This is a genomic window from Desulfovibrio sp. SGI.230 (genome assembly GCF_050313065.1).
Lineage (GTDB): Bacteria > Desulfobacterota > Desulfovibrionia > Desulfovibrionales > Desulfovibrionaceae > Desulfovibrio.
Genome location: NZ_JBNPKS010000003.1, coordinates 68,287 through 81,339, shown reverse-complemented (window position 1 = coordinate 81,339; position 13,053 = coordinate 68,287). Strand labels below are relative to the sequence as shown.

Below are 13,053 nucleotides of genomic sequence, written 5' to 3'. Positions count from 1 at the left end.
GCGGACGATTTGGGGGATGGCCCAGAGACAGGCATCAGGCAAACGTCCCCGATAACGTCTCGCAGTCCTTCAGAGCCCGTCTGGTATACGACGCAGCCAGATGGATGAAACGGATCTTTTTTGTAAGCATCCGGACGTTTTTTCTGGTGCCACAGGGCGATCGCCGGACACAGGACAGGCCCGAAAAAAAGTTTTTTGGCGAGGAGGGGGCGAGGGGAGGCGCAGCTTTTGTCCACCAAAGGGGCCTCTCCCTCGCCCGCAGGAAAACACGGGTGCAGACGGATGCGTCGCAGTTCTCCCGCTTTTCTGCAGGCATAAAAAAAGGGGGGAGCATCGCTGCTCCCCCCAAAGATGACACATGGTCGAAGATTACTCTTCGTCGCCTTCCCACTTGATGAAGCCGGGATTGACGTTGACCATGGCGTTGACGATCAGTTCCACCAGGCCGCCGTAGGCGAAGCTGTTCTTGGTGTACAGATCGCTGTGTTCCAGCATTTCACGGATCTGGCCCTTGCAGTTGGAGCAGGGAGCGCAGATGTACTTCTTGGTTTCGGGGCCAAGGCAGTCCTTGAAGGCCTGGGCGATCTGCCACATCTTTTTACGGCCGGAGATGTTGCCGCGCCATTCGTCGATGTTCTGACGGGTCATGATGGCGAAGCCGGAACCACCGCCGCAGCAGTAGTTGTCCACGCCGTGGCAGGGCATTTCGCGGAACTGCGGGGCGATCTTGTGCAGGATGTCGCGCTGGGGCTGCACCACACCCATCAGACGGACCACGTTGCAGGGGTCGTGCAGGGTGACGGGGAAGTTGTTGCGCGAGGGATCCAGCTTCAGACGACCGGACATGATGATGTCACGCAGGGTCACGTAGCAGGATTCGCGGGGCACCTGGTATTCGTAGGGGATGACGCGGTCGGCGATAACGGTCATGGCCTTGTGGGCGTGGCCGCATTCGCCGATGACGATCTTCTTGGCACCCAGTTCCTTGGCGGCCTGCATGTGCTGCAGGGCGATACGGGCGGTCTGGGCGTCGTCGTAGAACACGCCGTAGTTCACGCCGTCATAGGCCACGGCCTTGCTGGACAGGGTCCAGGACAGGCCGGCTTCCTGGAAGATCAGGGAGAAGCTGGCGATGTTTTCGGGCCAGGCCATGACTTCGCCGGCGTTGTGGATCAGCAGGATGTCGGCGCCCTTCACGTCGAAGGGGGTGTGGATGCCCACGCCGGTGATTTCGGTGTAGTCCTCGTCGATGAACTCCACGTTTTCTTTCACCACGTCGGGGGTCATACCGGTGGAGGAGCCCACCTTCATCTGGTTGATGGTGCCCTTTTCGTGCAGTTCGCGGGGCGAGAAGCCCAGTTCCTGGCTGAACAGCTTGCGGATTTCGCGGGCGATCAGGCCGTTATCCACACCGATGGGGCAGGTCTGGGCGCAGCGACGGCAGAGGTTGCAGCGGTAGGCCAGTTCGCCCAGGCGGGCAACGGTCTTCCAGTTCAGGCCCATGTCGCCGTAACGCCATTTGGCCAGGGGCTCTTTCTTCACATACTGCTTGTAGATGCGGCGGAAGATTTCAGAGCGGTAGTTGGGGCGGTACATCTCGTTCTTGCCGGACATCTCGTACAGATGACAGGCATCGGAACAGGAGTTGCACTGGGCGCAGTAGTCCATGCTGGTTTCCAGCATGGGCAGGAAGGTCCAGTTGTTCTCCTTGCTGAACAGCTTACGCATACCGTCCAGGAAACGGTTGACCAGCTCTTCTTCTTCCTGGGGGGTCTGGGGCTTGGGGATGTTCAGCACGCAGACTTCGTCCAGGATGCAGGCCACTTTGGCCTTCTGCTCGTCGGTAACGGGGCGCCAGGGCATCTTGACGAGGTCAAGGCCTTCCACATCGGGGATGTCCTTGAGGTCGATGCTGACCATCTGGCCTTCGGCCGTGGAAATATCAGTCAAACGCAGCGTATCTTTCATGATGTACTCCCTAGTCCTTCTTGGGGGATTCGGTAGCGATGTCGAGCCAGGTCTTGGTGCCCTGACCGTTGATGTGGTCGGCAGCCCAGCTCACCTTGAACTGCAGGGCCTGCTTCATCTTCTCGTTGTTCTTCTGGCTGAAATCGGTGGGGGTGTCGCCCCAGCGGATGTCATGGTAGGTGAAGTACTTGAAGAGCAGGTGGCCCATGTGGGTCATGGGGATCCAGATCAGCACGAAGAAGCCGAACAGCATGTGGATCACGAAAGTGGTGCTGTTGATGTCGGCAAAGTTGAAGGTGAGCAGGTTGTAGATGAAGTCACCGGACATGCGGGCAAAGGAGGGGTTGAAGGCCCAGGCCACCAGACCCACCAGGGCGAAGACGATGAACACGCCCAGGTTGAAGAAGTGTTCGGGGGTGGAGTACTTGCGCAGGCCTTCGTCGTGCAGACGACGGCAGATCAGGCCGATGCCGCCGCCGATGATGCCGAACATGCCCAGCAGGCTGATGGCATTGATGACGTTGTGCACGAAGGTCAGGAAGCCGCCGTCGGGGTTCATGCCGAACAGGCGCAGGAAGGCGGCCACGACCAGGATGATGGTGCCGCCCATCAGCATGTACAGACCCAGGTGGAAGGGGTAGGTGCGGAACCACAGCTTGAGGTTATGGGTGAAGGTGGCGTGCAGGAAGAGCACTTCTTCCAGCAGGGCCTTGAGGTCGCCCATGTGGTCGATGTGGCGGGGCTTGGTCCACCAGTCGGTCTCTTCCATGAAGCTGCCGCCGTAGGAGCCTTTGGGGCCTTCATGCGGCACGGGGTAAAGCTCCCAGCGGACGTGCAGGGGGCTGGCAGCCAGATAGCCTTTCACCTTGATGGCGGCAGTCGCCACAAAGCCGATTACTGCAAGGTAGGCCAGGATGTAGAACAGAGTTGTCATGCGTTTTCTCCCATGAGTCGAGATGCCTGCGGCATCGTGGTTTCTGCTCATGACCGAGCCAGATCCGGTCATGAGCAAGAGGTGCAGCGCACCAGGAACCAACCTCTCCAGAACAATGCGCCGGGATCCTGCGGCTCGGATCATGCCGGGGCACGACCTGTCGCCGCCTGGTCTCAGGCGCGGAACAATTCCTGCCTTCTACCGTAAAATGCAAGAAATGCAAAGATGGCACGCAGATTCCCAAAATACTCCGACCTGACTATGTTTTCTTATTTATGTAATTATTTTAATGTGTTAATATGAATGAAGCCATGCTTTGCGCGTATGAAAAATTTTTTGACCTCCTTTTCACAACACGTCGGCTCCGGCGGAGGGGGATGCGTCTTAGCCAGCAGGTCTTCCCGGCCATGGCCGGGAAATTTTTCTCTCTTATCAGGAATTAGTCACAAAAAGAAAGATGGGAAGGGCTTCTCTACATTTTGTTGCATTGGGGACGACACCACCCGGTCCCAGCCGCAGGGAGGAAGGCGCCGGGACAGCGGCGGCAAGAGAGGCAGGGCCGGCGATGGCGAGAGGGCAGGGCGTGCTGCATACGGTCCTTCGGCCGATCAGCCATACATAAAAAAAGGGCGACCGCCATATGACGGTCGCCCTGATGTTCAGCAGAGGAAAGGGCCTACTGGCCCAGATCCACCAGCACGGGGTTCTCTTCCAGATCTTCCAGGAACTTGTCCGGGCGTTCCTTCTGGTCGGGCACGGTGATGTCGCCGTGGACATACTCGCGATAGCCCGTACCGGCCGGGATGAGACGGCCCACGATGACGTTTTCCTTGAGGCCGCGCAGGTAGTCCATCTTGCCCTTGAGGGAGGCCTCGGTGAGCACCTTGGTGGTTTCCTGGAAGGAAGCCGCCGAGATGAAGGACGAGGTGGTCAGCGAAGCCTGGGTGATGCCCAGCACCAGCGGTTCGGCGGTGGCGGGCTGACGGCCTTCGGCGATGGCCTTGTGGTTCTCGGCCTTGAACTCGGCCTTGTCCACCTGTTCGCCCACCAGGAAGCTGGTGCCGCCGGAATCCAGCACGGTGACCTTCTTGAGCATCTGGCGCACGATGACTTCGATGTGCTTGTCGTCGATGCCCACGCCCTGGAAGCGGTACACTTCCTGGATCTCGTCCACGAGGTAGCGGGCCAGGTACTTTTCACCGCGGGTGCGCAGGATGTCGTGCAGTTCGGGCGAACCTTCGGTCAGCGGATCGCCGGCTTCCACGAAGTCGCCGTCGGCCACGGTGATGTGCTTGCCCTTGGGCACCAGGTATTCCTTGGAATCACCGATTTCGGGGGTCACCACCAGCTTGCGCTTGCCCTTGGATTCGCCGGCGTAGGACACGGTACCGGAGATCTCGGAGACCACGGCCATGTCCTTGGGCTTGCGGACTTCGAAGAGCTCGGCCACGCGGGGAAGACCACCCACGATGTCCTTGGTCTTGGAAGTTTCGCGGGGCTTACGGGCGATGATGTCACCGGCCTGGATGGCCTCGCCGTCCTTGACCATGATGATGGAGCCCACGGGCAGGCTGTACACGGCGGACGCCACGCTGTGCGGACGCTGCTTGACGTTGCCGTTCTCATCGCAGACCGAGATGGACGGACGGTAGTTGGTGGTACGGTATTCCATGATGGTCAGGGAGGCCTGACGCGTCACGTCGTCCACCTTTTCCTGCACGGTCTTGCCGTCCACGATGTCGGTGAAGCGGATGATGCCCTCTTCTTCGGACACGAAGGGTTCGTTGAAGGGGTCCCACTCGGCCAGCACGGTGCCCTTGGTCACTTCCTGACCGTCGGTCACATGCAGGCGGGCGCCGTTGGGCAGGATGTACTTTTCACGTTCGCGGCCCTGCGGATCCACGATGGTCAGCTGGCCGCTCTTGCCCAGCACCAGCTGGATGCCGTCACGGTTGGTAACGGCGCGCACGCGGTTGAGGATGACGCGACCGGTGTTCTGGGCTTCGAACTTGTTCTTTTCAATGGTGCTGGATGCGGTACCACCGATGTGGAAGGTACGCATGGTCAGCTGGGTACCGGGTTCACCGATGGACTGGGCGGCGATGATGCCCACGGTCTCGCCGGTGTTGACCAGGTGCCCGCGGGCCAGGTCGCGGCCGTAGCACAGGGCGCAGATGCCTCGCTCGGCCTGGCAGGTGAGGGGCGAACGCACCGTGATGGAGCTCACGCCGTGTTCACGCAGCACAGCGGCCTCGGCTTCGTCGATGAGGGTGTTCTCGGGCAGCAGCACCTTTTCCGCGTCTTCGGGATCGTAGACGGGGTAGAGCAGCACACGGCCCATGGCACGTTCCCACACCGGGGTCTTGATGTCGCCGCCTTCGCGCAGGTGGGTCAGCTCGATGCCGTCCACCGTGCCGCAGTCGTGTTCGGAGACGATCACGTCCTGCACCACGTCCACCAGACGACGGGTCAGGTAACCGGAGTTGGCCGTCTTCAGGGCGGTGTCGGCCAGACCCTTACGGGCACCGTGGGTGGAGGTGAAGTACTGCAGCACCGACAGACCTTCGCGGAAGGACGAGGTGATGGGCGTTTCGATGATTTCACCGGAAGGCTTGGCCATCAGACCGCGCATACCGGCCAGCTGACGCATCTGGTCCTGGTTGCCTCGGGCACCGGAGGTGGACATCATGAAGATGGAGTTGAAGCTCTGGTTCTTCTCTTCACGGCCGGTCTTGGGATCCTTCAGGATATCGTAAGAGATCTCCTTGATCATTTCCGTGGAGACGTCCTGGGTGGCCTTGGTCCACACATCGACGACCTTGTTGTACTTTTCGGTACGGGTGATGATACCGTCGCGGTACTGGCGTTCGATGTCGTCCACCTCGGCCTGGGAAGCGGCCAGGATGTCTTTCTTGCGGGCCGGGATGATGAGGTCCTTCACACCGATACTGACACCGGCGCGGGTAGCGAACTCATAACCCATGTTCTTCAGATTGTCGCAGAGGATGACCGTGGCCTTGATGCCGCACTGGCGGTAGCAGTTTTCCACCAGCTTGGCGATCATTTTCTTGGTCAGTACCAGGTTGACGTTCTCGAAGGACATTTCCTTGGGCAGGATGTTGCTCACCAGCACGCGGCCGGGCGTGGTGCGGTAGGTCTTGCCGTCGGGCATGCGCACGTTGATGCGGGCGTGCAGGGACACGGCATCGGCATCATAGGCGGCTTCCACTTCCCAGGGACCGCAGAAGGTCATGCCTTCGCCCTTCTCGAAGCTGCGCTCGGAGGTCATGTAGTACAGACCCAGAACGATGTCCTGGGAAGGCACGATGACGGGACCGCCGTTGGCGGGCGAGAGGATGTTGTTGGTGCTCATCATGAGCACGCGGCATTCGATCTGCGCTTCCACGGAAAGCGGGATGTGCACGGCCATCTGGTCACCGTCGAAGTCGGCGTTGTAGGCCGAGCAGACCAGGGGATGCAGACGGATGGCCTTGCCTTCCACCAGCAGGGGCTCAAAGGCCTGGATACCCAGACGGTGCAGGGTAGGGGCACGGTTGAGCATGATGGGGTATTCGCGCACCACTTCCGAGAGGATGTCCCAGACCACCAGCTCTTCACGCTCCACCATCTTCTTGGCGCTCTTGATGGTGGAGGCATAACCGCGCTTTTCCAGCTCCGAGTAGATGAAGGGCTTGAACAGCTCCAGGGCCATCTTCTTGGGCAGGCCGCACTGATGCAGCTTGAGGTAAGGACCCACGGTAATAACGGAACGACCGGAGTAGTCCACGCGCTTGCCCAGCAGGTTCTGACGGAAGCGGCCCTGCTTACCCTTGATCATGTCGGACAGGGACTTGAGCGGACGACCGTTGGTACCGGCGATGGCGCGACCGCGGCGGCCGTTGTCGAACAGGGCGTCCACGGCTTCCTGCAGCATGCGCTTTTCGTTGCGGATGATGATGTCGGGAGCGCCCAGTTCGATGAGGCGCTTCAGACGGTTGTTGCGGTTGATGACGCGGCGGTACAGGTCGTTGAGGTCGGAGGTGGCGAAACGGCCGCCGTCCAGGGGCACCAGGGGACGCAGCTCCGGCGGGATGACGGGAATGACTTCCATGATCATCCATTCGGGCTTGTTGTTGGACTCCAGGAAGGCCTCGACGATCTTCAGGCGCTTGGTGAGCTTCTTCTTTTTGGTCTGGCTCTTGGTGGTCTCGCTTTCTTCGCGCAGTTCGGTGCGCAGCTTTTCCAGATCCAGCTCTTCCAGAAGGGAGCGCACGGCTTCGGCGCCCATGCCCACGGTCAGGGCGTCTTCGGTGCCGTAGTGGTCCAGGATCTGCAGGTACTGGTCTTCAGAGATGACCTGGCGGCGCTGCAGATTGGTCTGGCCGGGATCGAGCACGATGTAGGAATCGAAGTACAGGACCTTTTCCAGATCGGCCATGGTCATGTCGAGCAGGGTACCGATCTTGGAAGGCAGGGTCTTGAGGAACCAGATGTGGGCCACGGGCGCGGCCAGTTCGATGTGGCCCATGCGCTCGCGACGCACCTTGGAGGCAATGACTTCAACGCCGCACTTTTCGCAGACGATGCCGCGGTGCTTCATGCGCTTGTACTTGCCGCAGTTGCACTCGTAGTCCTTCACGGGGCCGAAGATCTTGGCGCAGAACAGGCCGTCGCGCTCCGGCTTGAAGGTACGGTAGTTGATGGTTTCCGGTTTCTTGACCTCACCGTAGGACCATTCGCGGATGGCTTCGGGCGAGGCGATGGAAATCTGGATGGCTTTCAGGTTGCGGATGTTGGTCACATTGGCCGACGTGCCGCGTGCAGTGAAGAGATCGTCCAGGCTCATATATCTACCTTGCTTGTCAAAAGCTCGTTACAGTCGTTGTGGCGTATGGTTGACGCTCCGTCCCGGGGAATGGCGCTGCCGGGCACCGCGCGGTGGCGTGATGCCCGGCGCATCCATGAATTATTCCTCGGGTTCCTGGTCGCGCATGAAGCCGATACGCTTGGGCTTTTTCTTGCCGTCTTCCTGATGCAGGGTCACGTCGAGGCCCAGGCTCATGAGTTCCTTGACCAGAACGTTGAAGGATTCGGGCAGACCGGCTTCCAGGAAGTTGTCGCCCTTGACGATCTTCTCGTACATCTTCACGCGTCCGGTCACGTCGTCGGACTTGACGGTGAGGAATTCCTGCAGGAGATAGGCGGCGCCGTAGGCTTCCAGAGCCCAGACTTCCATTTCACCCAGACGCTGGCCACCGAACTGCGCCTTACCGCCCAGCGGCTGCTGGGTGACCAGGCTGTAGGGGCCGGTGGAGCGGGCGTGGATCTTTTCGTCGACCAGGTGGTGCAGCTTCAGGATGTACATGACACCGGTGGTCACGCGGTTCTTGAAGGGCACGCCGGTACGGCCGTCGTACAGGATGGTCTTGCCGTCGCTGTCCTTGCCGGCCTTTTCCATCCAGCCCCAGATCTCTTCTTCGGTGGCGCCGTCGAAGACCGGGGTCTTGGTCACGATGCCGTTGCGCAGCTTCTTGACCGAGGCGATGAACTCTTCGTCATCCATCTTGTCCACCAGCTCGCTGATGGCCGGGGAATCGAAGACGTCCTTGACCTCGTCACGCACCACCTGCAGGGCCGCGCCGGAATCCAGCAGTTCGGCCAGCTGGCGGCCAAGTTCCTTGGCGCCCCAGCCCAGGTGGGTTTCCATGATCTGGCCGATGTTCATTCGCGAAGGCACGCCCAGGGGGTTGAGCACGATGTCCACGGGGCGACCGTCGGCGAAGAAGGGCATGTCTTCTTCGGGCAGGATGCAGGAGACCACACCCTTGTTACCGTGACGGCCGGCCATCTTGTCGCCCACCGAGAGCTTACGCTTGATGGCGATGTGGACCTTGACCATCTTGATGACGCCGGGAGGCAGATCGTCCCCTTCGGTGACCTTCTCGCGCTTGGAGTCATAGATGGCGTGCAGGTAATCCACCTGATGGTCGTAGTCCTTGAGCTGGTCGGCCACGATGTCGTTGACTTCCTTGCTCTCGAACAGGCCCTGCAGCTTCTTCACCGGGATGGCGTCCAGCTGCTCGCGGGTCAGGGCGACACCGGCTTCCACCAGCACTTCGCCCTTCTTGTTGCCGGGGACGCTGACGGCGGTCAGCTTGCCCAGCACATGGGGGGCCAGCACTTCGCGGGTGCGGTTGCCCAGAGCGCGCATGTGATCGGATTCCTTCTGATCCAGCACGGCGGTGTCGTGGGCCTCGATGGCCAGGGTGCGATCGTCCTTTTCACCGGAACGACGGTTGAACACCTTGACGTCGATGACCGTACCTTCCACTCCCGGGGGCACCTTGAGGGAGGTATTCTTCACGTCGCGGGCCTTCTCGCCGAAGATGGCGCGCAACAGCTTTTCTTCCGGGGTCAGCTGGGTCTCGCCCTTGGGGGTGATCTTGCCGACCAGGATGTCGTCAGGCTTCACGGCCGCGCCGATGCGGATGATGCCGCTGTCGTCCAGGTTGCGCAGCATGTCTTCGCTGACGTTGGGGATGTCGCGGGTGATCTCTTCGGGTCCGAGCTTGGTGTCGCGGGCCACCACTTCGAATTCTTCGATGTGGATGGAGGTGAAGATGTCCTCTTTCACGGTACGTTCGGAAATGAGGATGGAGTCTTCGTAGTTGTAACCGCACCAGGGCATGAAGGCCACCACCAGGTTCTTGCCCAGAGCCAGCTGGCCTTCGTCGATGCCGGGACCGTCAGCGAGGATCTCGCCCTTCTTGAACACCTGACCGGGGTAGCAGGTGGGCTTCTGACCAAAGCAGGAGTTCTGGTTGGACTTGTGGAACTTCAGCAGGTCATAGGCGCGCACGCCGCCCTGTTTCTTGTACAGGTCGCCTTCGTAGGAGACCACGATGCGGTCGGCGTCGGCGTATTCCACCTTGCCGTCGGCCTGGGCCACGATGCAGGCGCCGGAGTCGCGGGCCACGTCGATTTCCATGCCGGTGCCCACCAGGGGCTTTTCGCTGCGCAGCAGCGGCACGGCCTGGCGCTGCATGTTGGAACCCATGAGGGCGCGGTTGGCGTCGTCGTGTTCCAGGAAGGGGATGAGCGCGGCCGAGATGGAGACCATCTGGCTGGGCGAGATGTCCATGAGGGTCACCTCGTCACGGGAGCGCATTTCCACTTCGCCCTTGACGCGCACGGTCACGAACTCGTCCAGGAAGTTGCCGTCGGCGTCCACGCGGGCGTTGGCCTGGGCCACCACCTGGTCGCCTTCGCGGGAAGCGTCCAGATGCACGATCTCGTCAGTCATGCGGCCATTGCGCACCACGCGGTACGGGGTCTCGATGAAACCGAAGTCGTTGACCTTGGCGAAGGTGGTCAGCGACACGATCAGACCGATGTTGGGACCTTCGGGCGTTTCGATGGGGCAGATGCGGCCATAGTGGGAGGTGTGCACGTCGCGCACTTCGAAGCCGGCACGCTCACGGGTCAGACCGCCGGGGCCCAGGGCCGACAGACGGCGCTTGTGGGTCACTTCGGACAGGGAGTTGGTCTGGTCCATGAACTGCGACAGCTGGGAAGTACCGAAGAACTCCTTGAGCACCGCGGCCACAGGCTTGGGATTGATCAGGTCGTGGGGCATGAGCGTGGAGATTTCCTGGATGCTCATGCGTTCCTTGATGGCGCGCTCCATGCGCACCAGACCGATGCGGTACTGGTTCTCCACCAGCTCGCCCACCAGGCGCACGCGGCGATTGCCCAGATGGTCGATATCGTCGGCCGGACCGTGGCTGTCCTTCAACTGCACCAGCACCTTGATGGCGGTGAGGATGTCGTTGTCGGTCAGGGTACGGGAATCTTCGGTGTCGGGCAGGCCCAGGCGCTGGTTGAGCTTGTAGCGGCCCACCGGCGACAGGTCATAGTAATCCGGGCTGCGGAACAGGTTGTCGAAGAAGCTGGCGGCGATCTCGGCGGTCGGCGGGCTGGAAGGACGCAGACGACGGTAGATCTCTTCCTGAGCCTTTTCCTGATCGGGGATGCGGTCCTGCATCAGGGTGTCGCGGATGGAGGAAGAGGTGTCGGTGCCCTTGGTGTGCAGCACGGCGATACGCTCGATGCCAGCTTCGCGCATGCGCTCCAGCAGGCCGGGAGTGATCTCGTCGGCGGCTTCGGCCAGAACTTCGCCACTGCCGGGAGCGATGACGTCTTCGGCCAGGAACATGCCGTCCAGGGTGTCGGGACGCACTTCGATGGCCTTGATGCCCGCTTCACAGACCTGACGCCAGCCACGCTTGGTGATGGGCTTGCCGGCCTTGATGAGCACGGTGCCGTCTTCGGTGGCGATGTCGGAGTAGGCGTTGTCCTTGCGGTACAGGGACTTTTCCACTTCCCACATCAGGGTGTTGTGCGGCTTCAGCAGGTAGTGCTCGCGGGTGTAGAAGTACTCCAGGATGTCCATCTTGCTCATGCCCATGGCCTTGAACAGGATGGTGGCGGGCATCTTGCGGCGACGGTCGATGCGGACATACAGGATGTCCTTGTGGTCGAAGTCGAAGTCCAGCCAGGAGCCACGCATGGGGATGACTCGGCAGGAGTAGAGCACCTTGCGGCTGGTGTGGGTCTTGCCGCCGTCGTGTTCAAAGATGATGCCGGGAGAACGCTGCAGCTGGTTGACGATGACGCGCTCGGTGCCGTTGATGATGAACGTGCCCTTTTCCGTCATCAGGGGCAGGGTGCCAAAGTAGATGCCCTGTTCCTTGATGTCGCGGATGGTGCGGTTGCCCGTGGCTTCATCGGTGTCATAGACCACCAGGCGCACCTTGATGTGCACCGGGGCTTCGTAGGTCAGGCCCTTGGAGATGCACTCGGCCTGGTCGTACTTGGGCTCGCGGATTTCGTAGCTGACGAATTCCAGGCTGGCGGTCTTGTTGAAATCTTCGATGGGGAAGACGGTGTGGAACACGCCTTCCAGACCTTCCTCCTTATTTCGATCGGCTTCGGCAACGCCTTCCTGCAGGAACTTGCTGTAGGAGTCGATCTGAAGATTGAGGAGGTGCGGAATGGGGAGAGTAACGTTGATTTTGCCGAACTGTTTGGTAAGCTGGCCCATGCGATACCTCAAGGTAGGTAGCGGTTGCGCTTCGGCTGCCGGCGTTGCACCGGAACGTCCGGTCGGCATTCTGCCCGTGCAGACCGCTGTGGACAGACTGCCAAAACGCCAGTCATGCCGCGATCCGAAGCGTACAATCTATATCTCTCAGTGGGATCCGGTTTTCACAACGCGCAAAAAGGACAAACGACACTTCCCCGCGTTGCCGGCAGGGGTTAGGCCGCTTGTCTTGAAAGAAAAGGCTATGCGCGTCGGGCGTTATCTACCAGAAAAACCAGATACTTCTCCCACAACAGTTTTGGAACGAAGAGACATACCGCAAAAGCATGGTTTTTGCAAGCACTTTTTCCGCAGCCCGGAAGCGCCCCGGAAGGGAGAGGGGCGAGGGAGGGCGGCTGCCGTTAGCAGCCTGGGCAGTATCTACCATGCCTGTGCCGCCGGGGCAACGCCGAAAAAAAGAAACTCCGTCTTTTTTGTATGGAAAAAGACGGAGCGTCAATGAAAAAAAGCAGGCTGCATCAAAAAGACACAAAAGGGAACCCGCAAGATACCGGCCGACTGTGGGCAGGCAATAAAAAAGGCGGGGTTTGCACCCCGCCTTCAAAAAGATCGGAAAAACCGAACTTACTTCACTTCGACAACAGCGCCGGCTTCGGTCAGCTGCTTCTTGGCTTCTTCGGCTTCTTCCTTGCTCACGCCTTCCTTCAGGGTGGAGGGGCAGCCGTCGACCTTTTCCTTGGCTTCCTTCAGGCCCAGGCTGGTCAGAGCGCGCACGACCTTGATGACGCCGATCTTGTTGGCGCCAGCTTCCTTCAGGATAACGTCGAATTCGGTCTTTTCTTCGGCAGCGGCAGCGGCGCCACCGTCAGCGGGGGCGGCCATCACCATGGCAGCGGCGGGAGCGGCAGCGGACACGCCGAACTTTTCTTCCAGTTCCTTGATGAATTCGGACAGTTCCAGGACGGTCATGTTGGAGATGAACTCAACAACCTGTTCTTTGGTCACGGACATGGTAAACTCCTAGCTCTTTGGCTAAAATTTGGTTGAT

Annotated in this window: 5 protein-coding genes; all 5 read right to left on the bottom strand. The window is 60.3% G+C overall.

What is annotated here, in order from left to right; genetic code table 11:
• Positions 1 to 369: 369 nt before the first annotated feature.
• Positions 370 to 1,968 carry a (Fe-S)-binding protein gene (locus ACQRAG_RS04185; protein ID WP_168935190.1) on the bottom strand — a complete coding sequence of 533 codons (1,599 nt, stop codon included), beginning with the start codon at positions 1,966 to 1,968 and terminating at the stop codon, positions 370 to 372.
• 10 nt (positions 1,969 to 1,978) lie between these two features.
• Positions 1,979 to 2,902: a respiratory nitrate reductase subunit gamma gene (locus ACQRAG_RS04180; RefSeq protein WP_168935189.1), complete on the bottom strand. Its 924-nt coding sequence runs from the start codon at positions 2,900 to 2,902 to the stop codon at positions 1,979 to 1,981.
• A gap of 676 nt (positions 2,903 to 3,578) precedes the next feature.
• Positions 3,579 to 7,748: a DNA-directed RNA polymerase subunit beta' gene (gene rpoC, locus ACQRAG_RS04175; RefSeq protein ID WP_278882259.1), complete on the bottom strand. Its 4,170-nt coding sequence runs from the start codon at positions 7,746 to 7,748 to the stop codon at positions 3,579 to 3,581.
• A 120-nt stretch (positions 7,749 to 7,868) separates the two neighbouring features.
• Complete coding sequence (gene rpoB, locus ACQRAG_RS04170) at positions 7,869 to 12,005, bottom strand: DNA-directed RNA polymerase subunit beta (protein WP_300646347.1); 4,137 nt, start codon at positions 12,003 to 12,005, stop codon at positions 7,869 to 7,871.
• A 624-nt stretch (positions 12,006 to 12,629) separates the two neighbouring features.
• Positions 12,630 to 13,016, bottom strand: coding sequence for a 50S ribosomal protein L7/L12 (gene rplL, locus ACQRAG_RS04165; RefSeq protein WP_006003610.1), 387 nt, complete (start codon positions 13,014 to 13,016; stop codon positions 12,630 to 12,632).
• Positions 13,017 to 13,053 lie beyond the last annotated feature (37 nt).

Bases quoted from the DNA above. Each gene is read 5' to 3' on its own strand.
- ACQRAG_RS04185 (WP_168935190.1), bottom strand. From the start codon at position 1,968: ATGAAAGATACGCTGCGTTTGACTGATATTTCCACGGCCGAAGGCCAG.
- rpoB (WP_300646347.1), bottom strand. From the start codon at position 12,005: ATGGGCCAGCTTACCAAACAGTTCGGCAAAATCAACGTTACTCTCCCC.
- ACQRAG_RS04180 (WP_168935189.1), bottom strand. From the start codon at position 2,902: ATGACAACTCTGTTCTACATCCTGGCCTACCTTGCAGTAATCGGCTTT.
- rpoC (WP_278882259.1), bottom strand. From the start codon at position 7,748: ATGAGCCTGGACGATCTCTTCACTGCACGCGGCACGTCGGCCAATGTG.
- rplL (WP_006003610.1), bottom strand. From the start codon at position 13,016: ATGTCCGTGACCAAAGAACAGGTTGTTGAGTTCATCTCCAACATGACC.